This is a genomic window from Pseudooceanicola sp. HF7 (genome assembly GCF_011806405.1).
Taxonomy (GTDB): domain Bacteria; phylum Pseudomonadota; class Alphaproteobacteria; order Rhodobacterales; family Rhodobacteraceae; genus Pseudooceanicola.
In genome coordinates this window covers 92,410-119,023 of record NZ_JAATOW010000006.1, presented here as the reverse complement: position 1 = coordinate 119,023, position 26,614 = coordinate 92,410, and the positions used below count along the sequence as shown (strand labels likewise).

The 26,614-nt window shown below is 64.5% G+C and carries 22 protein-coding genes; 8 read left to right on the top strand and 14 right to left on the bottom strand.

The window, feature by feature from the left end:
• Positions 1-113 precede the first annotated feature (113 nt).
• The 3 genes from HCZ97_RS05300 (at position 114) to HCZ97_RS05290 (ending at position 4,529) form a co-directional block, all read left to right on the top strand.
• On the top strand, positions 114-1,160 hold the full coding sequence (locus HCZ97_RS05300; RefSeq protein ID WP_167687635.1) for an ABC transporter permease: 1,047 nt from the start codon (positions 114-116) through the stop codon (positions 1,158-1,160).
• A gap of 12 nt (positions 1,161-1,172) precedes the next feature.
• Positions 1,173-2,369 carry an ABC transporter permease gene (locus tag HCZ97_RS05295; protein WP_167687634.1) on the top strand — a complete coding sequence of 399 codons (1,197 nt, stop codon included), beginning with the start codon at positions 1,173-1,175 and terminating at the stop codon, positions 2,367-2,369.
• An 81-nt stretch (positions 2,370-2,450) separates the two neighbouring features.
• Entirely contained in the window at positions 2,451-4,529 is a 2,079-nt protein-coding gene (locus HCZ97_RS05290) for an ABC transporter ATP-binding protein (protein ID WP_167687633.1), read from the top strand.
• Between the two features lie 103 nt (positions 4,530-4,632).
• Here HCZ97_RS05290 and HCZ97_RS05285 read toward each other — a convergent pair whose 3' ends face one another.
• The gene (locus HCZ97_RS05285) at positions 4,633-5,214 is read right to left on the bottom strand and encodes a lytic transglycosylase domain-containing protein (protein ID WP_167687677.1); all 582 of its coding nucleotides are present in this window, start codon (positions 5,212-5,214) and stop codon (positions 4,633-4,635) included.
• Positions 5,215-5,457: 243 nt separating this feature from the next.
• On the opposite strand from HCZ97_RS05285, the gene ssb reads away from it, so the two are divergent.
• On the top strand, positions 5,458-5,997 hold the full coding sequence (gene ssb, locus HCZ97_RS05280) for a single-stranded DNA-binding protein (RefSeq protein ID WP_167687632.1): 540 nt from the start codon (positions 5,458-5,460) through the stop codon (positions 5,995-5,997).
• A 3-nt stretch (positions 5,998-6,000) separates the two neighbouring features.
• On the opposite strand, the gene HCZ97_RS20705 is transcribed toward ssb, so the two are convergent.
• Positions 6,001-6,126: a hypothetical protein gene (locus HCZ97_RS20705; protein WP_303048694.1), complete on the bottom strand. Its 126-nt coding sequence runs from the start codon at positions 6,124-6,126 to the stop codon at positions 6,001-6,003.
• Between the two features lie 47 nt (positions 6,127-6,173).
• Here HCZ97_RS20705 and HCZ97_RS05275 point away from each other — a divergent pair, with 47 nt between their 5' ends.
• Positions 6,174-7,001, top strand: a complete 828-nt coding sequence (locus HCZ97_RS05275; RefSeq protein ID WP_167687631.1) for a GNAT family N-acetyltransferase — start codon at positions 6,174-6,176, stop codon at positions 6,999-7,001.
• Between the two features lie 69 nt (positions 7,002-7,070).
• A complete protein-coding gene (typA, locus tag HCZ97_RS05270; protein WP_167687630.1) occupies positions 7,071-8,888 on the top strand; it encodes a translational GTPase TypA in 1,818 nt (605 codons plus the stop codon).
• Positions 8,889-9,034: 146 nt separating this feature from the next.
• On the opposite strand, the gene HCZ97_RS05265 is transcribed toward typA, so the two are convergent.
• From HCZ97_RS05265 to recA, 4 genes are all read right to left on the bottom strand, one after another.
• Positions 9,035-9,322: a DUF1330 domain-containing protein gene (locus HCZ97_RS05265; protein ID WP_167687629.1), complete on the bottom strand. Its 288-nt coding sequence runs from the start codon at positions 9,320-9,322 to the stop codon at positions 9,035-9,037.
• Complete coding sequence (locus HCZ97_RS05260) at positions 9,322-9,606, bottom strand: DUF1330 domain-containing protein (RefSeq protein ID WP_167687628.1); 285 nt, start codon at positions 9,604-9,606, stop codon at positions 9,322-9,324. The genes HCZ97_RS05265 and HCZ97_RS05260 overlap by 1 nt, the downstream gene beginning before the upstream one ends.
• A 3-nt stretch (positions 9,607-9,609) precedes the next feature.
• On the bottom strand, positions 9,610-12,264 hold the full coding sequence (gene alaS / locus HCZ97_RS05255; protein WP_167687627.1) for an alanine--tRNA ligase: 2,655 nt from the start codon (positions 12,262-12,264) through the stop codon (positions 9,610-9,612).
• Between the two features lie 505 nt (positions 12,265-12,769).
• Complete coding sequence (gene recA, locus HCZ97_RS05250; protein ID WP_167687626.1) at positions 12,770-13,849, bottom strand: recombinase RecA; 1,080 nt, start codon at positions 13,847-13,849, stop codon at positions 12,770-12,772.
• A gap of 202 nt (positions 13,850-14,051) precedes the next feature.
• Here recA and HCZ97_RS05245 point away from each other — a divergent pair, with 202 nt between their 5' ends.
• A complete protein-coding gene (locus HCZ97_RS05245) occupies positions 14,052-14,651 on the top strand; it encodes a sulfotransferase family 2 domain-containing protein (protein WP_167687625.1) in 600 nt (199 codons plus the stop codon).
• On the opposite strand, the gene HCZ97_RS05240 is transcribed toward HCZ97_RS05245, so the two are convergent.
• From HCZ97_RS05240 to HCZ97_RS05225, 4 genes are all read right to left on the bottom strand, one after another.
• Entirely contained in the window at positions 14,644-16,992 is a 2,349-nt protein-coding gene (locus tag HCZ97_RS05240; RefSeq protein WP_368484325.1) for an ATP-binding protein, read from the bottom strand. The two genes, HCZ97_RS05245 and HCZ97_RS05240, sit on opposite strands and share 8 nt — an antisense overlap.
• 199 nt (positions 16,993-17,191) lie before the next feature.
• A complete protein-coding gene (locus HCZ97_RS05235) occupies positions 17,192-18,358 on the bottom strand; it encodes an RsmB/NOP family class I SAM-dependent RNA methyltransferase (RefSeq protein WP_167687624.1) in 1,167 nt (388 codons plus the stop codon).
• Positions 18,355-19,767, bottom strand: coding sequence for an FAD-binding oxidoreductase (locus tag HCZ97_RS05230; protein ID WP_167687623.1), 1,413 nt, complete (start codon positions 19,765-19,767; stop codon positions 18,355-18,357). The genes HCZ97_RS05235 and HCZ97_RS05230 overlap by 4 nt, the downstream gene beginning before the upstream one ends.
• Before the next feature lie 125 nt (positions 19,768-19,892).
• Positions 19,893-20,546: an XRE family transcriptional regulator gene (locus HCZ97_RS05225; RefSeq protein WP_175581641.1), complete on the bottom strand. Its 654-nt coding sequence runs from the start codon at positions 20,544-20,546 to the stop codon at positions 19,893-19,895.
• A 656-nt stretch (positions 20,547-21,202) separates the two neighbouring features.
• Between HCZ97_RS05225 and HCZ97_RS05220 the strand changes: the two genes are divergently transcribed.
• Entirely contained in the window at positions 21,203-22,135 is a 933-nt protein-coding gene (locus HCZ97_RS05220; RefSeq protein WP_167687622.1) for a carbohydrate kinase, read from the top strand.
• Positions 22,136-22,228: 93 nt separating this feature from the next.
• Here the strand turns inward: HCZ97_RS05220 and HCZ97_RS05215 are convergent, their stop codons facing one another.
• The 4 genes from HCZ97_RS05215 to HCZ97_RS05200 form a co-directional block, all read right to left on the bottom strand.
• Entirely contained in the window at positions 22,229-23,695 is a 1,467-nt protein-coding gene (locus tag HCZ97_RS05215; protein WP_167687621.1) for a mannitol dehydrogenase family protein, read from the bottom strand.
• Between the two features lie 151 nt (positions 23,696-23,846).
• On the bottom strand, positions 23,847-24,851 hold the full coding sequence (locus HCZ97_RS05210) for an ABC transporter ATP-binding protein (protein ID WP_167687620.1): 1,005 nt from the start codon (positions 24,849-24,851) through the stop codon (positions 23,847-23,849).
• Positions 24,852-24,863: 12 nt separating this feature from the next.
• Positions 24,864-25,694: a carbohydrate ABC transporter permease gene (locus tag HCZ97_RS05205; RefSeq protein WP_167687619.1), complete on the bottom strand. Its 831-nt coding sequence runs from the start codon at positions 25,692-25,694 to the stop codon at positions 24,864-24,866.
• A 10-nt stretch (positions 25,695-25,704) separates the two neighbouring features.
• Complete coding sequence (locus tag HCZ97_RS05200; protein ID WP_167687618.1) at positions 25,705-26,577, bottom strand: carbohydrate ABC transporter permease; 873 nt, start codon at positions 26,575-26,577, stop codon at positions 25,705-25,707.
• Positions 26,578-26,614: the final 37 nt, after the last annotated feature.

The window sequence follows — 26,614 nt, the reverse complement described above, 5'->3', positions numbered from 1 at the left end:
GACCGGGGCCGCGCAGTGATGCACGGCCCCGCTTCACATGCGCCGGCCCATGCGGGCGCTCCGGCCAAGGCCACGGTCCTTCTGTACCCGGCTGCCAGTGAAAGGGATAGTTCATGCTTCTTTTCCTGCTGAAACGGACCGGCACGATGATCCTGACGACGCTCTGTCTCAGCTTCATCGTTTTCTTCCTGACCAACCTGCCGCCAAACCTGGAAAAGGTCGCAAAGTTCGCCGGCAACAGCCGCATGTCCGATGAAGAGGTCGACCGCTGGCTGGAAAACAACGGCTTTGAGCAGCCGATGATCGTGCGTTACGGTGAATGGCTGGGGGTGGTACCGGGATGGACCCACGAAACAGCCGACGGCAAGGTGAGCGGCCGCTGCATCGAAAGCGGCATGGTGGCGCAAGAGGCTCCGGACTTCTGCGGGATCCTGCAGGGCGAATGGGGCGAAAGCCGCGTCTTCCGCGAGGATGTCAGCACCATCGTCGCCATACGCCTGGCCCAGACCGGAAAGCTGATGTTCTGGGTCATGGTTCTGATGATCCCGACCGCGCTGGTGATCGGCGTTCTGGCGGGGATGAAGGATGGCTCGTTCACCGACAGGACGCTCTCGACCTTTTCCATCGCCACGACGGCAACGCCCGAATATGTTTCGGGCGTGATCCTGATCGCGGTCTTTGCCTCTTCCGCCGTGGGGCTGAAGTGGTTCAAAGGCACGGCGACCTCTGCCATGGACGGCGCGACCTTCGAGAACTTCTTCCTGCCGGTGCTGACCATCGCCCTTTTTGGCATGGGCTACGTGGCGCGCATGACCCGTGCCTCCATGGCAGAGGTGATGACGACGCAATATATCCGCACCGCCCGGCTCAAGGGGGTCGCCTTCCACAACATCGTGCTCAAACACGCCCTGCGCAACGCGCTGATCGCCCCCTTCACGGTGATCATGCTGCAGTTTCCCTGGCTGCTGAACGGCGTCGTCGTGGTCGAGACGCTGTTCAACTACAAGGGCCTGGGCTGGGCGCTGGTGCAGGCGGCCGGCAACAACGATATCGACCTTCTTCTGGGGATCTCCGTCGTCTCTGTGATCGTGGTGCTGGTGACGCAGCTGATCTCGGATGTCGGCTACGTCTACCTCAACCCGCGCATCCGCATTTCCTGAGGAGTGCAAAGCATGGAACCGCTTTCCTGGGGACAGATCATGATCGCGCTGCTGGGGCGCTTTCTGCCGGTCTGGATCGCGCTAGGCATCACCTTTGCACTGTCGATCACCTACAAGCGCCGGCTTGGGCTTTACGGCAAGCTCTTTGACAACTGGATCGGCATGGTCGGCTTCGGGCTGGTCATGTTCTGGGTCTACACCGCGCTTTTCGCGGGGATCTTCGACATGATCATCACGCATGATCCGCTGTCCACGGCCATTGGCATGAAGAACAAGCCGCCGGGCACACCGCTGCGCGGCGCAGAAGACGGCGACTACCCCCATTACATCCTGGGCGGCGATACCCTGGCGCGGGATGTCTTTTCGCGCATGGTCGCGGGCAGCTGGGTGGTCATCCGCATCGCGCCGCTGGCCACGCTTTTCGCTTTCATGGTGGGGATCACCATCGGCCTGCCGGCGGGCTATATCGGCGGCAAGCTGGACACCGTGCTGAGCTTCCTGGCCAACCTGATCCTGGCCTTTCCGGTAATCCTGCTTTTCTACCTGCTGGTCACGCCTGAGATGGTGCAGACCGGGATCCCAAGCTACATGGCGATGGTCCTGTTCATCTTCCCGCTGATCTTCCTGACGATCCTGATCAACGCCCGCTACTACACGCAGCCCGCCCGGCGGAACGTGATACTGACGGGGCTGATCGTGGTGCTGGGCTGGAGCTACCTGTCGCTGATATCAGACCCGGAAACGCGGGTCGCCTTCCTGCCCGACGCGCTGGACCTGTTCAACATTCCCGGCGGCATCCTGGTGGTCTTCGTCTCTGTCGTCTTCGTCAATGCGCCCACCGTCTTCCGGATCGTGCGCGGGCTGACGCTGGACATCAAGACGCGCGATTACGTGGCCGCCGCGCAAACCCGAGGCGAAGGCCCCTGGTACATCATGCTGTGGGAGATCCTGCCGAATACCCGTGGTCCTCTGATCGTCGATTTCTGCCTGCGCATCGGTTACACCACGATCCTGCTGGGCACGCTGGGCTTCTTCGGCCTGGGCCTGCCGCCGGAAAGCCCGGACTGGGGCAGCACCATCAACCAGGGCCGCAAGCTGCTGTCCATCTACCCGCATCCCGCTATCGTGCCCGCCGTAGCGCTGCTGAGCCTTGTCCTGGGGCTGAACCTGCTGGCCGATGGGTTGCGCGAGGAAAGCCTGAAGGATTGATCCCGCGGAGCGGAGCCCGCTGCCCTGCCCCGCGGTCTGCGAAACGTGACAATCGGGGCAACCGCCCCTGGGAGAGGTGTCATGACCGACTATGACGGACCCATCCTTGAGATCGACAACCTGTCCATCTCCTTCTTCACGCGGCTGCGGGAGATCCCGGCGGTGATGGATTTCACGGTCTCAATCCAACCGGGGGAAGCCGTGGGGCTGGTCGGGGAATCGGGCTGCGGCAAGTCGACCGTGGCGCTTGGCGTGATGCAGGACCTGGGCGTGAGCGGCCGCATCGTGGGGGGCACGATCAAGTTCAAGGGCCGCGACCTGGGCCAGATGGGCGCCGCAGAGCTGCGCCAGCTGCGCGGCAACGAGATCGCGATGATCTACCAGGAACCCATGGCCAGCCTGAATCCGGCCATGCGGATCGGCAAGCAGCTCATGGAAGTGCCCATGATCCACGAGGGCATCACCGAAAAGGAAGCCTACCAGCGGGCCCTTCAGGTCGTGACCGACGTCAAGCTGCCGGACCCCGAGCGAATTTTGAAGGCCTTTCCCCACCAGCTTTCGGGCGGACAACAGCAGCGGATCGTCATCGCCATGGCGCTGATGTCCAAGCCGTCGCTGCTGATCCTGGATGAACCCACCACGGCGCTTGACGTGACGGTGGAGGCCGCGATCGTCGACCTGGTTAAGGACCTCGGCAAGAAATACGGCACTTCTATGCTGTTCATCAGTCACAACCTTGGCCTGGTGCTTGAGACCTGCGACCGCATCTGCGTGATGTATTCCGGCGAGGCGGTCGAGCGCGGCTCCATCGCGGATGTTTTCGACAACATGCGCCACCCCTATACCCAGGCGCTTTTCCGATCGATCCCCCTGCCCGGCGCGGACAAGACAGCGCGCCCGTTGCTGGCCATTCCGGGCAATTTCCCCCTGCCCCATGAACGCCCTGCGGGCTGCAACTTCGGCCCGCGTTGCGATTATTTCGAGGCCGGGCGCTGCGATGCGCAGAAGATCCCCATGATCCGGATCGAGGAGGACGCGCGCCACGTGACCCGCTGCCTCAGATCGCAGGAGATCGACTGGACCGCCCCCAGGGTCGCCACGCAGACTAGGCAGAAAGGCACCCTTGGCGCGCCGATCCTGAAGGTCGAGAACCTGAAGAAATACTACGAGGTCGCCGCCTCTGCCCTGTTCTCTGGGCGGGAGAAGAAGGTGGTGAAGGCCAATGAAACGCTCAGCTTCGAAGCGAGAGAAAGCGAAACGCTGGCCATCGTGGGCGAAAGCGGGTGCGGAAAGTCCACCTTTGCCAAGGTCCTGATGGGGCTGGAGACGGCCACCGACGGCCGCATACTTCTGGACAACCGCGAGGTCCAGGGAACGCCGATCGAGACCCGCGATACCCGCACGGTGTCAGACGTGCAGATGGTGTTCCAGAACCTCTTCGACACGCTCAACCCCTCCATGACCGTCGGACGCCAGATCATCCGCGCACTGGAGGTCTTCGGGATCGGGGACAGTGACCAGGAGCGACGCGAGCGGATGCTGACCCTGCTGGACCTGGTGAAGCTGCCCCGCGCCTTTGCCGACAGGATGCCGCGCCAGCTTTCGGGCGGGCAGAAACAGCGCGTCGGGATCGCGCGGGCCTTTGCCGGCAACGCGCGGATCGTGGTCGCGGATGAGCCGGCCTCGGCGCTGGATGTCTCTGTCCAGGCGGCCGTCACCGATCTGCTGATGGAAATTCAGAGGCAACAGAAGACCACCCTGCTCTTCATTTCGCACGATCTCTCCATCGTGCGCTATCTCAGTGACCGGGTGATGGTCATGTACCTGGGCCACGTGGTCGAGATCGGGACGACGGACCAGGTCTTTTCCCGGCCCTATCACCCCTACACAGAGGCGCTGCTGTCCGCCGTGCCCATCGCCGATACCTCTGTCGAGAAGAAGCATATCGTGCTGGATGGGGACATCCCCTCTGCCATGAACCCGCCCCCCGGCTGCCCTTTCCAGACCCGCTGCCATTGGAAATCCATGGTACCCGGGGCGCTTTGTGAAACAGAGGTGCCCCCACTGCGTGACATGGGCGCGCGCCACCAGATCAAGTGCCACCTGTCCGAGGATAAATTCCGCCAAATGGAGCCGATCATCAAGGTTGCTGCGAAATAGGACACCCCTCACGCAAAAGGCCCGGACAAATGCTGCCCGGACCTTTCAGTTTGTGCAGAACACGGCGCGCAAAGGCAGGTCCCCGGCGCTGGTTGGCCAGAGCTCAGCCGCCCCAGATCACCTTCACGTAATTCTTCGTCTCTTTATAAGGCGGGATGCCGCCGTAGCGCTTCACCACGTGGGGACCGGCGTTATAGGCCGCCAGGGCCAGCGGCCAGGAGCCGAACTCGCGGTATTGCTGCGCGAGGTAGCGCGCGCCGCCATCCAGGTTCTCATAGGGGTCATTCGCGTCGATGTTCAGCAGGCGCGCCGTCTGCGGCATGATCTGCGCCAGGCCAATCGCGCCCTTGGGCGACAGCGCAGTATCGCGCCAGCCGCTTTCCTGCTGGACCAGCCGCAGGAATAGCCCCTCTGGCACGTTGTTGCGCCGCGCGGCAGAGCGCGCCATGTCCAGGAAGGGCCCGTTGTAGCTGCCCTCGTAGCCCACGCCAGAACCCCAGATCGTCGGGGTTTCAATCGCGCGCGGCGTCAAGCGCACCGAATTGGCGTATTGTTTTGCGGCCCGGCTGTCCAACACACGGGTCTGGTCGCCGAATTGCGCCTTCCGGGTCCTGGAGCCGAACACATCCGCCGAGGCACCCTCCACCACGAACGTCGCGGCAAGAGCGCAGCAAAGAATTTGCAATCGCACCGGCAATTTCCCTCTGACTGTCCCTTTTATCGAGGCTCTCTATAGCGGGCGTGGCCGGTTTTTGCACCCCCGAAGGGCCGCTTTCGGCAGGCCATCGCCCATCCTGAAACATCCCGTGAATTTCCATGGAACCGGACTGGGAACTTGCCCCTGCCGCCCGGCTCTGCTGTAACCGTGCGAAACACGCGCCGCCGGATTCGCCGGGGGCGCTTCCCGAAGGATATGAGGAGGCACCGCATGGCCGGATCCGTCAACAAGGTCATCCTGATCGGCAACCTGGGCCGCGACCCGGAAGTCCGCTCTTTCCAGAACGGCGGCAAGGTCTGCAACCTGCGCATTGCCACCTCAGAGAACTGGAAAGACCGCAACACCGGTGAGCGCCGTGAGCGTACGGAGTGGCACACGGTTGCCATCTTCAACGAACCCCTGGTGCGCGTGGCAGAGCAATACCTGCGCAAGGGCTCCAAGGTCTACATCGAGGGCAAGCTCGAAACCCGCAAGTGGCAGGACCAATCTGGCCAGGACCGCTATTCCACCGAAGTCGTGCTGCGTCCCTTCGCCGGGGAACTGACCATGCTTGACGGTCGCGGTGAAGGCGGCGGCGGTGGCGGTGGCGGCGGCAACTTCGGTGGCGGATCTTCCGGCGGTGGCGGCGGTTACGACGACCGTGGCGGCTACGATGATCGCGGAGGCTACGGCGGTGGTTCTTCCGGCGGTGGCGGTGGTGGCGGCGGCGGTGCCCCGTCGCGCGACATCGACGACGAGATCCCCTTCTGATCGTCAGACGATCCAGTCAATCAGCGTCAGGATGACAAAGACCGGCGCGGACAGTCCAAGAAAGACCAGCAATGCCGCCTGCCATGTCGGGCGGCATTCGCATATCCGGGTGTCGGGCGTCGATTTCATGAACCCCATTAACCGCGAATAAGGTTTTCGGGGCGTTAATCCGGGACATGAAACATGTCTCTCCCGAAGCTTTCCCCGACGACCGGATGCAGCGTCACGCCTTCTACGCCAAGACGCTGACAAAGCTTGGCAGCGACATCACCCTGATGCCGGACGGGACCTTCGGTGTGCGCCGCAGGATCGCCGGGCTCAGCTGTCTCTGGCTTCCGGCCCCAAGCGAGGTGCCGGTGCTGCGGGGCCGATCCGGGCTGACGCTGATCTCTTCCCCCGATGCCGCCATGGATCACGCCCTGCGCCGAAGTGGGGCCATTCCCGTCATGACCCCCCAGGCACGGGCCGTGCTGGACCTCTCCGCCGGGGCGGACAGCCGCGAAGCCGCCATGGCGCAGAAGTGGCGCAACCGGCTGAACCGGGCGCGGCGTAACGGGCTGCAACCCACCCATGCCCCCTTCCCCCGTCAGCCGGATCATTGGCTGCTGCACGCCGAAACGGCACAGCGGCGCGACCGGGGCTACCGTGCCCTGCCCGCCGCCTTTGCCCTGGCCTGGCCCCAGACACGTCTTTTCACTGCCTATTTCCAGGGCGAACCCGTGGCGGCCATGCTTTTCCTTCTGCATGCGCCGGGGGCCAGTTACCACATGGGGTGGAGCGGGCCGGAGGGGCGCGCGCGGCAGGCGCATAACCTTCTGCTGGCAGAGGCCGCCGAATGGCTGCACCGCAAGGGCTACACCCGCCTGGACTTGGGCACGCTGGCACCAAGGCGCGCCCCGGGCCTGGCCCATTTCAAGCTGGGCAGCGGCGCGCAGGTCGAAAATACAGGGCATAGCTGGATCTACAGCCGATTTACCGCGCCGTTGGGTCGTCTGCTCGCCTGATGCGCCTTTCCTCTGGCTTTTCCCCTCGCTCCGGTATAGGCGCGGGCGCAAGCTATTTAGGGATGCCCAATGGATCTGCGCAATATCGCCATCATCGCTCACGTCGACCACGGTAAAACGACCCTGGTGGATGAGCTGCTGAAGCAATCCGGTGCCTTCCGCGCCAACCAGGCCGTGGCCGAACGGGCCATGGACAGCAATGACCTGGAACGGGAACGAGGGATCACCATCCTCGCCAAGGCGACTTCGGTCGAATGGAAAGGCACGCGGATCAACATCGTCGACACCCCAGGCCACGCCGACTTCGGCGGAGAGGTGGAACGTATCCTCTCCATGGTCGACGGGGTTGTCCTGCTGGTGGACGCGGCCGAAGGCCCGATGCCCCAGACAAAGTTCGTCACCTCCAAGGCGCTGGCTCTTGGCCTGCGCCCGATCGTGGTGCTCAACAAGGTCGACAAACCCGATGCAGAGCCTGACCGGGCCCTGGACGAATGTTTCGACCTTTTCGCATCGCTTGATGCGGATGAAGATCAGCTCGACTTCCCCCACCTCTACGCCTCCGGCCGCAACGGCTGGTGCGACGCAGAGCTGGACGGTCCGCGCAAGAACCTGGACGCATTGTTCAACCTTGTCGTGAACCACGTGCCCAAGCCCAAGCAGGTCGCCAAGCAGGATGACGATTTCCGCATGCTGGCCGTGACCCTGGGCGCCGACCCCTTCGTGGGCCGGATCCTGACCGGCCGCGTCGAAAGCGGCAAGCTGAAGGTTGGCGCAACGGTTCAGTCCCTGTCCCGCGTGGGCCAGAAGATCGAACAGTTCCGCGTCACGAAAATCCAGGCATTCCGTGGCCTTGGCCAGCAGGACATCGAAGAAGCCCAAGCGGGGGACATCGTGTCCATCGCCGGCATGACCAAGACGACCGTGGCCGATACGATCTGTGCCCTGGCCGTCGAGGAACCGCTGGAAGCCCAGCCGATCGATCCGCCGACCATCACCGTGACCTTCGGCATCAACGACAGCCCGCTGGCTGGCCGTGAAGGCAAGAAGGTGCAGTCCCGCGTCATCCGCGAGCGCCTGATGAAGGAAGCGGAGACCAACGTCGCCATCAAGATTCAGGACACCCCCGGTGGCGAGGCCTTCGAGGTTTCGGGCCGTGGCGAACTGCAAATGGGCGTCCTGATCGAGAACATGCGCCGCGAGGGCTTCGAGCTGTCGATCTCCCGTCCGCAGGTCATCCTGCGCGAAGACGAGAACGGCCAGAAGCTGGAGCCGATCGAGGAAGTCACCATCGACGTGGATGACGAATACTCCGGCGCAGTCATCGAAAAGCTGACCGGCGCGCGCAAGGGTGACCTGGCTGAGATGCGCCAGGCCGGCGCGGGCAAGACCCGGATCATCGCGCATGTCCCGTCGCGTGGCCTGATCGGCTATCACGGCGAATTCCTGACCGATACCCGTGGCACGGGCGTGCTGAACCGCGTGTTCCACACCTGGGCGCCTTACAAAGGTTCCATCCCGGGCCGTCGCGCAGGTGTTCTGATCTCCATGGATGACGGTACCGCCGTGGCCTATGCACTGTGGAAGCTGGAAGATCGCGGCAAGTTCTTTATCGGCGCCCAGGCAGCTGTCTACCAGGGCATGATCATCGGCGAACACAGCCGTGAGAACGACCTGGAAGTGAACCCGCTGAAGGGCAAGCAGCTGACCAACGTCCGGGCCTCCGGCACCGATGACGCTGTCCGCCTGACGACCCCGATCAAGCTGTCGCTGGAAGAGGCCATCGCCTACATCAACGACGACGAACTGGTCGAAGTCACGCCGACCTCGATCCGTCTGCGCAAGCGCTTCCTGGACCCGCATGAGCGCAAGCGGAACTCCCGCAGCTGATCGCTGCTTCACCGGAAAAGACAGGAAGGGCGGGTGCCGAAAGGCCCCGCCCTTCTTCTTTGCGCGCGTCTAACCCACTGGCTTGAAACGCAAAACGGCGCCCCAAGGGGCGCCGCCTGATGATCGAACCCTGACGGGGCGATCTGTTATTCAGAGGTCTCGACGATCAGCAACTCACGCTCGGAGGCGCCGCGCGCATGGCTGAGCGCTTCCTGGTATTCAGGCGAGTGGTAGCAGGCTTCCGCCGCTTCCACGCTGTCGAACTTTGCAACCACGTTGCGCGGGCGCTCCTTGCCTTCCAGCTGAACGAACCGGCCGCCACGGGCAATGAAGCTGCCGCCGTGCTTGGCAATGGCAGGGCCGGCCAGCTTGGCGTATTTTCCGTAGGCGTCCTCGTCAGTGACGGTGACATGGGCAATCCAGAGTGCGGGCATCAAGCTCCCTCCACGATGACGATGTCCCGCTCGCTTGACCGCAAAGCAATGGGAAGGATCTCCTGGTAACCAGGAGAGGAATACCACGCCTCGGCGGTCGCGCGGTCGGGAAACTCTATGATCACATGGCGGCCGGGGCCGGAGCCTTCGACATAGGATTGCTCTCCGCCCTTGGCCAGCACGCGCCCGCCCGCTTCGGCGATCAGGGCCGCGGTGCGCGAGGCGTAGCTGTTGTAATCCTCGGGGTCGGTGACGTCGATCCGGGCGACAAGATAGACAGCCATGGTTTATCCTTCCAGAACGGCGCGTCCGGCGGCAATGGCCGCATCGGCACCGGCAAAGTCCTTGCCACCGCCCTGCGCCATGTCGGGACGGCCCCCGCCGCCCTTGCCGCCAACGGCGGGCACGGCGGCCTTCAGCACATCCACCGCAGAAACCTTGCCGACAAGGTCATCGGTGACGCCACAGGCGACGGCAACCTTGCCGCCTTCCTCGGCGATCAAAAGGATCACGCCGGAGCCGACCTTGGTCTTGTGGGCGTCGATCAGGCTGCGCAAATCCTTGCCGGAAACGCCCTGAAGCGCCTGGCCGATAAAGGAAATCCCGTTGACCTGCTCTGCCTCGGCGCCGCTGTTGCCGCTGCCGCCGCCCATGGCGATCTCCCGCTTGAGCTGGGCAACTTCGTTGGCCAGCTGCCGGCGTTCGTCCATCAGCGCCTTGACGCGATCCACGGTGCCCGGACCGGAGGTCTTGAGCATGCCCTCGATCTGCGACAGGGCGATATCCCGGCCGCGCAGCTCTGCAAGGGCCGCTTCGCCGGTCAGCGCCTCGATCCGGCGCACGCCGGCGGAAGAGGCACTTTCGCCGGTCAGGGCAAAGGCCCCGATATCGCCTGTGCGGGTGACATGTGTGCCGCCGCACAGCTCGATGGACCAGGTGTCACCGCCCTGCCCCTTGCCCGTGGGCGCGCGGCCCATGGAGACAACGCGGACCTCGTCCCCGTATTTCTCACCAAACAGCGCCTGGGCGCCGATCTCGCGCGCGTCGTCGGGCGTCATGATGCGGGTTTCGACGGCCGTGTTCTGGCGGATGTAGGCGTTGACCTCACGCTCCACCGTCTTCAGATCCTCGGGCGAAAGCGCCGCGCCATGGCTGAAGTCGAACCGCAGACGATCCGGCGCATTGAGCGAGCCGCGCTGTGCCACGTGATCGCCAAGCGCTTCGCGCAGGGCCTCGTGCAGTAGGTGCGTGGCAGAGTGGTTGGCCCGGATCATCGAGCGGCGCGCATGCTCCACTTCCAGGATCGCAGGCTCACCGGGTTTCACAGTGCCATCAAAGACTTCGCCGATATGCAGGAAGACACCGGCCACCTTGCGCGTATCGGAAATGCGGACCGTCCCGCTTTCCGTGCGCACCTCGCCGGTGTCGCCCACCTGGCCGCCACTCTCGGCGTAGAAGGGCGTCTGGTTCAGCACGACCGTGACGGCCTCTCCGGCGCTGGCGCTGTCGATGGTCTGGCCCTCACGCACCAGGGCCAGGATCTGGCCTTCGGCGATCTCGGTATCGTAGCCAAGGAACTCGGTGGTGCCCTTCTTCTCTGCGAGGTCAAACCAGACCGTCGCATCGGCCGCTTCGCCAGAGCCGGACCAGGCCGCACGGGCCTTGGCCTTCTGTTCGGCCATGGCACTGTCAAAGCCGGCGGTGTCCACGGTGCGGCCCTTTTCACGCAGCGCATCCTGCGTCAGGTCCAGCGGAAAACCGTAGGTGTCATAGAGCTTGAAGGCGGATTCGCCGGGCAGCTCGGCGCCCTCCGGCAGGCCCTCAAGTTCATCGTCCAGAAGCTTCAGGCCACGATCAAGTGTCTGACGGAACCGGGTTTCTTCCAGTTTCAGAGTCTCTTCGATCATCGCCTGGCCCTGGCGCAGCTCGGGATAGGCGTCGCCCATCTGGCGGACCAGTTCCGGCACCAGCCGGTGCATCAGCGGATCCTGCGCGCCCAACAGGTGGGCGTGGCGCGCGGCCCGGCGCAGGATGCGACGCAGCACGTAGCCGCGACCATCGTTGGAGGGCATGACGCCATCTGCGATCAGGAAGGAGGTCGAGCGCAGGTGATCTGCGATCACCCGGTGGTGGGTCTTGCCGGGGCCGTCGGGCTCAGAGCTGGTCGCATGGGCCGAAGCCTCGATCAGCGAGCGCATCAGGTCCGTGGCATAGTTGTCATTGGTCCCCTGCAGCAGGGCCGCAACGCGTTCGATACCCATGCCCGTGTCGATGGACTGCATGTCCAGCGCGCGCATGGAGCCGTCCTCGAACCGCTCGTTCTGCATGAAAACGACGTTCCAGATCTCGATGAAACGATCGCCATCCTCTTCCGGCGATCCCGGAGGGCCTCCCCAGAACTTCTCGCCATGGTCATAGAAGATCTCGGTGCAGGGACCGCAGGGGCCGGTATCGCCCATCTGCCAGAAGTTGTCGGAGGTCGCGATCCGGATGATGCGGTCCTCGGGAACGCCGATCTTCTTCCAAAGCTCGAAGGCCTCGTCATCGGTGTGATAGACCGTTGTATAAAGCTTGTCCTTCGGAATGCCGAACTCTCGGGTGATCAGCTCCCAGGCAAAGGGAATCGCCTCGGTCTTGAAGTAATCACCGAAGGAAAAATTCCCGAGCATTTCAAAGAAGGTATGGTGCCGCGCGGTATAGCCGACATTGTCCAGATCGTTGTGTTTGCCGCCGGCGCGAACGCATTTCTGCGCGGTGGTCGCACGGGTGTAATCGCGCCTCTCGACGCCCGTGAAGCAGTTCTTGAACTGCACCATGCCGGAGTTCGCGAACATCAGCGTGGGGTCATTGCGCGGCACAAGCGGCGACGAGGGCACGATGGTGTGGCCCTGGCGCTGGAAGTAGTTCAGAAACGTCGAGCGGATCTCGTTCAGCGACTGCATTCTGGGCGGCCTTTCCGGTTACCTGGCGGTTTTGCTGATTTAACTGGGGCGCGGGGCGGTGTCCACCGCATTGGCACCCCGGCTCCACAGAAGAGGGGCCCTGCCCCCGCCGCGCTGCGCGCGCCTCCCCCGAAGTATTTTCAGCCAGGTGAAGCATGGCGGCCGGATCCCTTCATCTGGCCAGAAATACTTCGGGGGTGAGGGTCGCAGACCCGAGGGGGCTGGCCCCCTTACCGGCCTGCGGCGGGTGGTTAAGGGAAGATGACCAGGGGGAGCGATACCGGGTTAGGAGCTGGGGCGAATCGGGCGTATATGCCCAGGTTAACAGCGGTTTCGAGGCGTCGGTGCCGCGTCTGTATCGTGTCGGTATGACGTCGGTATCACGTCGGTGCGCAGCGGGCGGTGCCCCGGGGTTAACGCAACGCTCGGGTCACTTGGCATGAGAAAAGGCGGCGCCCCGGGGGGTGCCGCCTTGATGTGTTTTTCTATCCGGGAGGAGGGTGCCTCAGCTCTCCATCACGTCGTCGCTGTCCCCACCGGAATCGTGTCCCGCCCCGAAGTCCAAGCCATGGGCCGCGCGGATCTTGTCCTCGATCTCGTAAGCCAGATCGGGGTTTTCCTTCAGGAAGGTCTTGGCGTTCTCGCGCCCCTGCCCGATCCGTTCATCCGAATAGGAATACCAGGAGCCCGATTTCTCGACCACGCCGGCCTTGACGCCCATGTCGACCAGTTCCCCCATCTTGGAGATGCCCTCGCCGTACATGATGTCGAATTCGACCTGCTTGAAGGGCGGGGCCACCTTGTTCTTGACCACCTTCACGCGGGTCGAGTTGCCGACGATTTCGTCCCGGTCCTTGATCGCGCCGATGCGACGGATGTCGAGGCGGACGGAGGAATAGAACTTGAGCGCATTGCCGCCCGTCGTCGTTTCGGGCGAGCCGAACATGACGCCGATCTTCATGCGGATCTGGTTGATGAAGATCACGGTGCACTTGGTGCGGCTGATGGAGCCGGTCAGCTTGCGCATGGCCTGGGACATCAGGCGCGCGTGGACGCCGACGGAGCTGTCGCCCATGTCGCCTTCCAGTTCCGATTTCGGGGTCAGGGCCGCCACCGAGTCGACGATGACCATGGAGACCGCGCCGGAGCGCACCAGGGTATCGGTGATCTCAAGCGCCTGTTCGCCGGTATCGGGCTGGGAGATCAGGAGTTCATCCAGATCGACGCCCAGCTTGCGCGCATATTGCGGATCCAGCGCATGTTCGGCGTCAACGAAAGCGCAGACGCCGCCCTTTTTCTGTTCCTCGGCCACGCAGTGCAGCGTGAGCGTGGTCTTGCCGGAGCTTTCCGGCCCGTAGATTTCAACGATACGCCCCTTCGGCACGCCGCCGATTCCGAGCGCGATGTCCAAGCCAAGGGAGCCGGTCGAGGTTGCCTCGATCTCCTGAATGGCATCCTTGCCGCCCAGTTTCATGATCGAGCCCTTACCGAATTGCCGTTCGATCTGGGCCAGCGCGCTGTCCAGGGCCTTTTGCTTGTTCGGGTCTTTTTTGCCGTTCATGGAAAGTAGATCTGCCGTTGCCATTCTTTCGATCCTTATTTCACACCCTGCCGGGTGCAGCAATCGCTGCCGATGTTCGCCTCTTGTTCGCACCTATATGAGACCAAAAGCAGAACATTTCAATAAATTTCTAACTTTTAAAGCTTTGCGGAACATCGTTAAGGAGTGGTTGACGCCCGAGGTGGGGCCAACGAATACTGCCCGCGAGGCACGGAAGGGGTTGCATATGCTGGTATTTTCCAAGGCGCGACTGGTGTTCCTGTCCGTTCCCAAGACCGGCAGCACCGCCTATGAGAGCGCGTTGGCGCGCCATGCCGCGCTTGTGGTGTCCGATCCGCCGGAGCTGAAACATGCGCCGGTCTTCCGCTACAATCGCTTTTTCCGCCCCATGCTGGAGAAATTCGTCTCTGAAGAGATGGAAATTCTGGCGGTCATGCGCGAACCGGTGTCCTGGCTGGGCAGCTGGTACAGGTTCCGGCAGCGCCCGGCGATGGCGGGCCATCCCAATGCTACTCACGGCATGAGCTTCGATGACTTCGTGCAGGCCTATTGCCGGGGGGACCGGCCGGGATTCGCCCAGGTCGGCAACCAGGCGAAGTTCCTGGAACCGGCGGGCAATGGCACCTGCGTCACCCACCTGTTCCGTTACGAGGCCCCGGCCCTGCTGGATGCTTTCCTGGAAGAAAGGCTGGGGGTCAGCCTTAGCACGGCGCGGGAAAATGTCTCTCCACCCGGCAAGCTGGAGCTCTCGCGCGCGACAGAGGAGAAGCTGCGGCGCAAGTTCGCCGCGGATTTCGCGCTTTACGAGGGGATCGGCGCTAGTTGAGCTGGCGCCAGACCGTATCCGTCAGATCGGCCAGCGAGAAGGGCTTGGGCAGGAAGACGGCATTGGGAATCCTGGCGCTGGCATCGGTAAAGCTGTCTTCTGCATAGCCCGAGACGAAGACGACACGGGTATCGGGGTGATCCTTCAGCGCCTCGCGCACCCAGGTGGGGCCATCCATGCCGGGCATGACCACATCCGTGACGAAGACATCGATGCGCATCTTGCTATTGCGCAGGGTCTCCAGCGCCTGTTCGGCATTCTCTGCCTCAAGCACCGTGTAGCCGCGCAGGCGCAGCGCGCGGGAAGCGAAGGCGCGCACCGGGGCCTCGTCCTCCACCAGCAGGACGACGCCGTCGCCACGGGTTTCGGGGGCCTGTTCGATCAATGGCGCGGGGGCTTCCAGCTGCACAGGGTCGTCGCGCTGTGCCGGGAAGAGCAGGCTGAAGCAGGTGCCTTCGCCCATGGTGCTTTCCACGAAGATGAAGCCGCCCGATTGCTTGACGATCCCGTAGGCGGTGGACAGGCCCAGCCCGGTCCCCTCGCCCACGCGCTTGGTGGTGAAGAAGGGTTCAAAGACCTTCTGGAGCTTGTCGGGCGGGATGCCGACGCCGGTATCGGCCACCTTGACCAGCACGTAATCCCCGGGGGGGACCTTGGCGCGGTCGCGCTGCATCTCCTGGTGGAGGTGCAGGGTTTCGGTGGTGATGCGGATATCGCCGCCCGATCGCTGGGCGTCGCGGGCATTGACCACGAGGTTCATCAGCACCTGTTCCAGCTGCCGCTTGTCGGCGCGGATCTTGGGCAGGTGGGGATCATGGGTCAGGGTGAGCGTCACCTTTTCCCCCACCAGCCGGTTCAGCAGGTGGGTCAGGTCCGACAGCGTGGTGCGCAGGTCGATGGTTTCCGGCCGCAGGGTCTGCTTGCGTGAGAAGGCCAGCAGCTGGCCGACCAGCGCCGCGGCGCGATTGGCGTTCTGGTTGATCTGCACCAGGTCGCCGTAATCGGGATCGCCGTGGTCGTGGCGCAGCAGCAGCAGGTCGCAATGGCCGGTGATCGCGGTCAGCAGGTTGTTGAAATCATGCGCTACCCCGCCGGCGAGCTGGCCGATGGCCTGCATCTTCTGGCTCTGGACGAATTGGGCTTCCAGAGTCTTGAGTTCGGTCGCATCGCTCATCACCGCGATCAGGGCGGTGCGGCCCTGGAAGCGGATCGGCTTCACGGCGACCTGGACGTAGACCTCTCTTTCCGAGCGCGAGAGGCGCAGGAATTCCGAATGCGGCTTGCTGCCGGTATCGACGGGACAGGTGGCGGCCTCTTCCAGCCAGCCGGTGATGGAGCGGCCGAGCCCCTCCATCAGGTCGGAAAGCTCTGCGGGGCTGTGGGGATCCAGGTCCAGCAACTGGCGGGCGGCGGCATTGGCCAGCTCTATCTCTCCGGCGACGGAGAGGCGCAGGATCGGGACCGGCAGGTCATCGGTGCGCGTCCAGATGTCATCGGGATCCTGTTCGGGGCTGGAGGGGCCCTGGCTGGCGCTTTCCTCTGCCGCCAGAAGCAGCAGTTCGCGGCGGTCCTCTGCAGAGCCGGAGATGGTGACCAGGCGGCGCTGCACCGGGCCATCGGGCGTGCGGACCTGCACCAGCCCTTCCACCTGGTCGGGGGGCAGCACGAACAGGTCATCCAGCCGCTTGGGGCGTCCGCCCACCAGCTTGCGGGCGGCGGCGTTCATGTAGAGGATCGCCTGCCCGCGCCCCATGGAGATCATCGGCACCTGGTAATCGGAGGCCGCCTTCTGGTCGGCCAGGTCGAACTCCTCGAACCGCCAGAGCATGTGGCCGCCATCCAGCGATTGCACCCCGATGCGCAGGCGGCCCGAGACCGTCTCGATATCCGCACGGCTGGCGCCGAGGCGCGCGGCCTCTGACGTCATGCGCATCAACACGGTTTCCGCCTGGGCCTGGCCCAGCTTGCCGCGCAGGGCTTCGGCCAGGGTCTGACCGGGTTCCGCGCCGAAGCTTTCGGCGGCGGTTTCACTGAGGAAGGCGATCTTGCCCGCGCTGTTGGCGACAAGTGCGGGGCTGGGATCCGTGATGAGCAGCGCGCTGAGGAAACCATCCTCGTAATCCGCGAAACTGCCGGACCGCTGGGACAGGGCGCGCACCAGCAGCAGGCCGACGCCGATGCTTGTGCCGCTGAAAAGCAGCGCCAGCGCGGCAAGGCGGCTGGGCACGATGGCGGCCAGCCCCATGAAGGCCATGCAGAGAAACAAGAGGACATGGGTTCGATCCCCCAGCCGCCTGCGCGCTGCGTCAAACACGCTTTCGCCCGTCGAAACCTCTGCCACCCAAACCCTCCGGAAAAGCCTCCATCACCGTCGGGGAATGTGAGGCGGAACCAATTAACCAAAGCTTAACAAAGCCCGGCCAATTGACCAAATTAACAAGGGTGAGCGGAAGACGGCTGATTCATCAACACATCAGAGGGCGCGCCTGCCCCCGTTTGGGTCCGGGTCAGAGGGTGGGCAAAGGGGGCAGCACGCCCCCTCAGCTGCGGCGCAGGACTGCCAGGTAGAAGCCGTCGCCGCCATCCAGTGGGGTCCAGTGCCCTTCGCTTTCCAGCTGCCAGCCAGAGGCCTGGGACAGGAAGCCGGCTACCTGCGCGCTGTTCTCTTCATCGAAGAGAGAGCAGGTCACATAGGCCAGGCAACCGCCCGGCGCGACCAGCGGCGCGGTTTCCGACAGGATCTCAAGCTGGATGCGCCGCAGCTCTGCCAGGCGGGTATCGCTGAGCAGCCACTTGCCCTCTGGCGCGCGGCGCCAGGCACCGCTGCCCGAACAGGGCACATCGCAAAGCACCAGGTCAAAGGGCGCAGCCGCCGAAAGCGCAGCCTTGTCGGCAAGCGTCACGGACAGCCCTGCGCGTTCGGCACGCGCCGGCAGGTCGCGCATCCGCTCTGGCGCGGCGTCATGGGCCAGGATCTCCAGCCGGGCACGGGCCCCGAGCGCGAGGCTCTTGCCGCCGCCGCCGGCGCAGTAATCCAGCACCTTCTGCCCATCGCTGAGCGGAATGGCGGCGCAGACCGCCTGGCTGGCGGCATCCTGCATCTCGAAGGCGCCATTGGCAAAGGCCCGGCTGCCCGCAAGGCGGCGCGCACCTTCGGTCACGGCCAAGGCGGTGTCGGAGAGGTCCACCGGCATCGCGGTGATCTGTTCCTGCGCCAGGCTGTCGATCAGCGCGTCGCGGCTGCCCTGGGCCAGGTTCACCCGGATATGGACCGGGGCGCGATGGCGCAGCATCTCAGCCACCGGCTGCGCCTTGTCGCCAAGGGCGTTTTCCAACAGCGGCCAGACCCAATCGGGCATATCCGCGGCCTCTGCCCCGGCGGCCGGCGCATGGCCCGCCGCAAGCTCTTCAGGGGTGAGGGGCGCGGGCGCATGGCCTTCGCCGGTATAGATGGTTTCGGGATCGGTGCCCGCAGCGCGCAACATGCCGATCATCAGCCCCTTGCCGGTCATCGCCCCGCCAAGGGCGGCGAAGGAACGGCGGCAGCGCAGCGCGTCAAAGACATGGTCCCGAATGGCCGCGCGATCCTTGGAGCCGGCGAAGCGGGACCGCCGGGCCCAGCCCGTCAGCGCCTTTTCCGCCGGCGTGCCGTCCAGGATCAGGTCAAGCAGTTCTGCCGCCGTGGCAATCCGCGCGGCGGGGGTCATGCGCCCTGCCCCGCGACTGCGAACATCTTGCCCGGGTTGAGGATATTGCGCGGATCAAGCGCCGCCTTCACCGCCTGCATCACCCCAAGGGAGGCCCCGGCCTCATCCGCGAGGGAGGCGATCTTGCCCTGCCCGATGCCGTGTTCGCCGGTGCAGGTGCCACCGCAGGCCTGGGCCCGCTGGGTGATGCCCTTGAGGAAGGCCTCCACATGTTCGGCTTCGGCGGAATCCTCGGGATCGGTCATCAGGACGACGTGGAAGTTGCCATCGCCCACGTGGCCCAGGATGGTGCCGATCAGCCCGCGCGCTTCCAGGTCGTCGCGCGCCGCGGTGATATTGGCCGCCAGTTCGGAGATCGGCACGCAGGCGTCAGAGACCAGCCCCTTGCAGCCCGGACGCAGCGCAAGCGCGGCCCAGTAGCTGTCATGGCGAGCCTGCCAGAGCTTGTTGCGGGCTTCGCGCGCGGCAGTCCATTCGATGCTTTGAGCGCCCTGCTCTTCGGCGATTTCCGCAAAGAGGCGCGCGGTGTCGCGCGCGGCGGCATCGGTGCCGGTGCATTCGAAGAACAGCGTGGGCACTTCGGGCAGGGTCAGGTTGGAATAGGCATTGCAGGCGCGGATCTGGGTGGGATCCAGAAGCTCAACCCGGCCCACGTCCAGCCCGATCTGCACCATGATGATCACCGCCGCCACGGCGCTGTCGAGATCCGGGAAACCGGCGACGCCGCCGATGGTCTCCTCGGGGATGCCGCGCAGGCGCAGGGTCACCTCTGTGATGATGCCAAGCGTGCCTTCGGAGCCGATCAGCAGGCGGGTCAGGTCATAGCCGGCGGCGCTTTTGACCGCGCGGCTGCCGGTGCGGATCACCGTGCCATCGGCCATGACGGCCTCTAGCGAGAGGACGTTTTCTGCCATGGTGCCATAGCGCACGGCATTGGTGCCGGAGGCGCGCGTGGCGCACATGCCGCCGATGGAGGCATCGGCACCGGGGTCGATGGGGAATTGCAGGCCGGTATGGCGCAGCTCCGTATTGAGCCGCTTGCGGGTGATGCCGGGGCCGACCACGGCGATCAGGTCCTCTGGATTGATCTCCTTGATCGTGTCCATCTTCATCATGTCGATGGAGACGCCGCCGCAGGGGGCATTCAGCTGCCCTTCCAGCGAAGAGCCCGCGCCGAAGGGAATGAGGGGCACGCAATGGGCGTGGCAGAGCCGCGCGATCGTGGCCACTTCCTGCGTGGTTTCGGGATAGACGACCATGTCCGGGGGCTGGGTGCCGCGCCCGGTGGCGGTATTGGCGTGCTGTTCGCACAGCGTCGCGCCGGTCTGGAGCCTGTCGCCGAAGGTTTCCTTCAAGGCCGCGCGGACCGCTTCGACAGCCGTATCGGCAGGTTTCACCAACTGGTCCATGATACCTCCGGAGCCCTGGGATCTGAGGCCCTTCCCGTACTCCTCCGACCGGCGCTGCGCAAGGGAAGGCCCGCTTTTGCCGATTGGCTGCGGGTGGTCAGCGGCCCGGCGTCAGCTGCCGGATTTCAGGTGCTAGTCTGGGGGTAGGAAATCACCGAGAGATAGCGCGCGGGCAGCTGGACCAGCCCTTCGGGGCCATGGGGGGCATCGGCATCGAAGAACAGGCTGTCGCCCGGTTCCAGCCGGAACATGCTTTCGCCGTGGCGGTATTCCAGCACGCCCTCCAGCATGTAGATCAGCTCGATCCCTTCGTGCTGGAAGGTGGGGAAGATGTCCGAGGTTTCGCTGAGCGTGATCAGGTAGGGTTCCACCACCACCCCCGCCGCGGAAGAGCCGATATGGCCCAGCAGGTTGTACTGGTGCCCGGCGCGGGTGCCGGTGCGGCTGACCTCTACCCCCTGCCCGGCCTTCACGTGCATGACGCCGCGGGGTTCGTCATAGGCCTGGAACAGGGTCAGGATCGGCACGCCAAGCGCATGGGCCAGGGCCTGCAGGGTGGAGAGCGAGGGCGAGGTCGCGCCGTTCTCGATCTTGGAGAGCATGCCGGCGCTGATGCCGGTCTTTTCGGAGAGCTCCGCCACGGTCATGCGCTGGTGCTTGCGCTGCGCGCGGACCTCGCGACCGATGGCCAGTTCAAGCGACTTTTCCCGCCGTTCGGAGATCCGGTGCGGGTTCTGCTGCAGGGCGGCGGAGGGGTCGTCTGGCAGGTTGCTTGTCATGCACGCTCCTTTACTGGCGGGAATCATGGCCGAGGCCGTGGCAGGCTGCAAGAGCCGGGCGCATGTCCCATCGGACACAGGCCTGCAACGAGGACTATCCACCGATGCCCGCGCGGGCCGAAATTTGCCTGTGCGCGTGGCTTTGGAGGGCCGTTTTGAGAGCTGGCGCGGCGGGCCTGCCCGCCCGATACGCGCGGAGATCGCCGCGATAGCTCAGGCGACGTTGCGTAAGCTATTGAAAATAAAAGGGCCGATTTGGCCCTACCCCGGAGTCAGCAAATCGGCCCCCGCCATCCGCCTGGAGCGCAGGCAAAGCACCCGAGGCGCGGGGGAAACCACTGGAAAGTGATGCAATCGGGCCGGGAGGGGCAAACGCTTAACAGAGTTATCCACAGGCGGCACTTTCCCGCTGGCGGCTGTCAGGGGCCCGGGGATGCTGGAACGTCCTGCTTCGGATTGGCCACCGGTCCCGCTGCGTAAGCCATGGGCGGCAAAGCGCCGGGATGCGGCGTTTTTGTCACGTTGAAACGGGGGGAAAACGGGGTGCGCACGCTCGACTTGAGACCGGGAGTATTCTACGGATTACAGGCATCAGGCGCCGGTTCGGATCAGCCATCCGAAAGACGCCGCCACTCTTTCCCGAAAGGAAGCGAAACGTGCTGATTTGCTGCGGCGAAGCCCTTATCGACATGATCCCCACTGCGACCGAAACGGGCAAGGAGGGCTTCGTGCCCCATGACGGCGGCGCAATCTTCAACACCGCCATCGCGCTGGGGCGGCTGGGGCGTGAGTGCGCCATGGTCTCCGGCATTTCGACCGATCTTTTCGGCGTGCAGCTGGCCCATGGGCTTGAGGCCTCTGGCGTGAAGACGGATCTGCTGATGCGGTCCGACCTGCCGACCACCCTGGCCTTCGTTACCCTGGTGGAGGGCAAGGCAAGCTACCTGTTCTACGATGAGAACTCCGCCGGGCGGATGATCCGGGAGGAAGACCTGCCCGACCTGCCCGAGGAGACGGAGGCGCTGTATTTCGGCGGGATCAGCCTGGCGTCCGAGCCGGGGGCAGACACCTATGCCGCGCTCTGCGCCCGCGAAGCCGCGAAACGGGTGATCATGATCGATCCCAACATCCGCCCCGGGTTCATCCAGGACGAGGACCGCTTCCGCGCCCGCCTGGACGCGATGCTGGCCCAGGCCGATATCGTGAAGATCTCGGACGAGGACCTGGAATGGCTGGCGCCGGAGCGGGCAACGCTGGATGAAAAGGCCTTTGCGCTGCTGGCCAAGGGCGCGCGGATCGTCGTGCTGACCCGCGGCAGCGAGGGAGCCTCGGCCTATTTCGGGGACAGCCAAAGCCTGCATGTGCCGGCGCGCCGGGCCGATGTCGCGGATACCGTGGGCGCGGGCGACACCTTCAACGCGGGCGTGCTTTGCGCCCTCTCCGAATCCGGACTGCTGACCAAGCAGGGCCTGGCCGAAATCGAGGCCGATGCCCTGTTCGAGGCGCTGGACTTTGGCGCCAAGGTCGCCGCCGTCACCGTGTCACGCGCCGGGGCCAACCCGCCCTGGAAGCATGAGCTGGTGGAGTGATCCGGGGCCGATCCAACGGGTTTTTCAGACAGCAGAAGGGGCGCCGTGGCGCCCCTTTTTCGTGTTCCGCCTCACTGCCGAATGGCGGGAAACCTAGCCCTGCAGGTAGGTTTCAAGCGTGGCCGCGGTGCCCTTGTCCCAGAGCATCTCCAGCCAGCCGGCGAAGGCCACGGCAAAGGCCGCGTTGGCGGAGACGCTGCCGTAGATCTCTTTCTGGGCCAGCCATTCGCCGGGGTTCTCGCGGGCTTTCTGCGCGATCTCTGTCAGCCGGTCCCAGTTGGGATCGTTGGGCGCCACCTCTGTGCCGTCTTCCAGCACGCCGGCGCAGTAGCGGCACCAGAGCGCGGAAAGCAACGCCAGCCCGTTGACCGGCCTGCCCGCCGCCAGACCATCCACGATGGAAGGGACGATGAACTTGGGTTGCCGGTTGGAGCCATCCAGGCAGAGCCGCCGCACGGTGTCTTCGACCGCGGGGTTTGAAAACCGCTCCTCGATGAGCTCAAGGTAGGCTTCCGGCGTGAACTCCGGCACGGCATGGACAAGCGGCAGGATCTCTTCTTCCTCTACCTTGCGCAGGAAGGCATGGACCAGCGGGTGGGCCATGGCCTCATGCACGAGGGTGCAGCCCAGCAGCGCGCCGGGATAGGCGATGATCGCATGGCCGCCGTTCAGGATGCGGATCTTCATCCGCTCATAGGCGTGGACGTCATCGGTGAAGGTGACCCCCACCTCCTCAAGCCGGGGACGGCCCAGCGGGAACTTGTCCTCAAGCACCCATTGGCGGAAGGGTTCGCAGGTGACCGGCACGGGATCGTCGATCCCGCAGTCCGCCGCCAAGGCGCGTTCGCGATCCCCCGTGGCGGGCGTGATGCGGTCCACCATCCCGTTGGGAAAGGCCACCTGCCCCTCGATCCAGTCGGCAAGCTCAAGGTCGACCAGCTGGGCAAACCCCACGACCGCGTCGCGGGTCACGTCGCCATTGCCGGGCAGGTTGTCACAGGACATCACCGTGAAGGGCGGGATATCGGCGGCGCGGCGGGCGCGCAGGGCGGCGACTATCGCGCCGAAGACCGTATGCGGGGCCTCCGGACGGGTGGCATCGGCGCGGATCTCTGGGCTGTCGGGATCGAAGGTGCCGGTTTCAGCAGAGACGAAATAGCCCCCTTCCGTCACCGTCAGCGCCACGATCCGCGTATCCGGTTTGGCCATCTTGGCAATCAGGGGCGCGTTGTCTTCGGCCACGGGGACGAAATCGATCATCGAGCCGATGATGCGGGCGCGGGTTTCCCCGGCCTCCATCTCGATCACCGTGGAGAGGTAATCCTGGGCCTTCAGCTTTTCGCGCATCTCTGCATCCGGCGCCCGCACCCCGGCGCCCGTCAGCGCCCAGTCGTGGTCCAACCCGAGGTTGAACAGATCATCCAGGTAGACCGCCTGGTGCGCGCGGTGGAAATTCCCCAGCCCCACGTGGACGATCCCGTGGCTCAGCCCTGCCCGGTCATAGGCAGGCACAGCAATATCCGGGCGCAGCCCCGCGAGCTGCGTCATCGCAAGCTTCATATCAGCCTCCGTCTTTCGAGCCTCTTTCGAGCGCTCAGCTCATCCAGTTGCCGCCACGGGCGTTTTGTGCCCGGGCAACGATGTAATCGGCCTGGCTGGCCATGTTGGTGGTCTGCCCCCGGGGATCCGGGCGCTCATCGGGCGCGGGCCGTCACGGCATCCGCAGCCCCTCCGCGTCGAAGCGATGGATCTTGTCCGGGTCCGGCGTCAGGAAGATGCGATCCCCGTGGCGCAGCGGCATTTCCCCCGAGGCGCGCACGGTGATGGTTTCAGCCAGCCCGGTGTCATGGACATGGAAGAAGGTATCCGAGCCCAGGTGTTCGCTGACCCCCACCCGGCCTTCCCAGGTGCCGCTTTCGGCGGAGCTGGCCAGGTGTTCGGGGCGCACGCCGATGGCGCTGGCGTTGTGCTGCGCGGCCACGGGCCCTTCCAGGATGTTCATCTTGGGGCTGCCGATGAAGCCGGCGACGAACTTGTTGCGCGGGGTGTGATAGAGCTCAAGCGGAGAGCCGACCTGTTCGATCACCCCGGCGTGCAGCACCACGATCTTGTCGGCCATGGTCATGGCTTCGACCTGGTCGTGGGTGACGTAGATCATCGTGGTCTTGAGGCGTTCGTGCAGCTCTGAGATCTCAAGCCGCATGCCCACCCGCAGCGCCGCGTCGAGGTTCGACAGCGGCTCATCAAAGAGGAAGGCCGCCGGTTCGCGCACGATGGCCCGCCCGATGGCGACCCGCTGGCGCTGCCCGCCCGAAAGCTGGCCGGGGCGGCGATCAAGGTAGTCCGTCAGGTTCAGCACCCCGGCGGCATAGTCGACGCGCTTGTCCTGTTCGGCCTTGTCCATCCCGGCCATCTTCAGCGGGAAGGCGATGTTCTTGCGCACCGACATATGCGGATAAAGCGCGTAGCTTTGGAAGACCATCGCCAGGCCGCGCTTGGCCGGCGGCAGGTGGGTGGCCACCTCCCGATCGATGCGGATTTCGCCCGAGGAGACATCCTCAAGCCCCGCGATCAGGCGAAGCAGCGTGGACTTGCCGCAGCCCGAGGGGCCGACGAAGACCACGAATTCGCCCTCGTCGATCGTCAGGTTCAGCGGGGGGATGACCTCTACGGCGCCAAAGCTCTTGGTCACCTGGTCGAGTGTGATACGTCCCATCGTTATTATTCCTTACTTCACGGCGCCGAAGGTGAGACCCCGGACCAGCTGTTTCTGGCTGAACCAGCCCATGATGAGGATCGGCGCGATCGCCATTGTCGAGGCGGCCGAAAGCTTGGCGTAGAAGAGCCCTTCGGGACTGGAGTAGCTGGCGATGAAGGCCGTCAGCGGCGCGGCCTTGGCAGCGGTCAGGTTCAGGGTCCAGAAGGCCTCGTTCCAGGCGAGGATGATGTTGAGCAGCAGGGTGGATGCGATGCCGGGCACGGCCATGGGCAGGAGGACATAGATGACCTCGTTGCGCAGGCTGGCCCCGTCCATGCGGGCGGCTTCCAGGATATCCACGGGGATTTCGCGGAAGTAGGTGTAGAGCATCCAGACGATGATCGGCAGGTTGATCAGCGTCAGCACGATGACCAGGCCCAGCTTGGTATCCAGAAGGCCCACGCTGCGGAAGATCAGGTAGATCGGCACCAGCACGCCCACCGGCGGCAGCATCTTGGTCGAGAGCATCCACATCAGCAGGTTCTTGGTCTGCTTGCCGGGCACGAAGGCCATGGCCCAGGCGGCCGGCACGGCAATGGCGACCCCGATCACGGTGGAGCCGACGGAGATCACCACGGAGTTCCAGAAGTGGCGGAAGTAGTTGGAGCGCTCCTGCACGGTGAAGTAGTTCTCAAGCGTCCAGTTGAAGTTGAACCAGATCGGCGGATCGGCGATGGCCTGGGCTTCCGTCTTGAAGCTGGTCAGGACGGTCCAGAGGATCGGGAAGAAGATCAGCAGGCCGATCAGCCAGGCCAGGGCGGTGTTGAACGCCTTGCGTTGCGGTGTGACTGCGCGTGACATGAATTCCCCCTCAGGCGTCCAGGTTCTTGCCGATCATCCGCATCAGGAAGATCGCCACGATATTGGCCAGGACGATGGCCACGACCCCGCCGGCAGAGCCGGTGCCCACGTCGAAGCGCAGCAGGCTTTCGGCGTAAACGAGGTAGGTGAGGTTGGTAGAGGCATTGCCCGGACCGCCATTGGTGGTCACCAGGATTTCCGCGAAGACCGACAGCAGGAAGATCGTCTGGATCAGGATCACCACGGTCACCGCCCGGCTGAGGTGCGGCAGGACGATGTAGATGAAGCGGCTAAAGGCCCCGGCCCCGTCCATCTCTGCCGCCTCAAGCTGTTCCTGGTCCAGCGACTGCATCGCGGTCAGCAGGATCAGCGTGGCGAAGGGCAGCCATTGCCAGCTGACGATCCCGATGATCGACAGGAGCGGCGCCTGGCTGAGAAAGTCGAACGGCTGCAGGCCGAGAAATTCCGCGAGATAGGCGAAAAGCCCGTTCACCGGGTTCATGAACATGTTCTTCCACACCAGCGCCGAGACGGTCGGCATGACGAAGAAGGGCGCGATCACCAGGATGCGCACGATGCCCTGCCCCCACATGGGCTGGTCCAGCAGCATCCCCAGCAGGATGCCCCCGATCACCGTGATGATCAGCACGCCGCCGACCAGCAGCAGCGTGTTCACCAGCGCGGTCAGGAAGGCGGGATCAGTCAGGAAGTACTGGTAGTTTTCCCAGCCCACGAAGGGATTGCTGCCCGGCATCAGCAGATTGTAGCGCAGGGTGGAGAAATAGACGGTCATCGCCAGCGGGACGATCATCCAACAAAGAAGAAGCAGTACCGAAGGCGATATCATCAGCCTTGCTGCGGTGCGCGAGTGCTGTGTAGCCATGGGATCAGCCTTTGCCAGCGAGTATTCAGGAAATGCG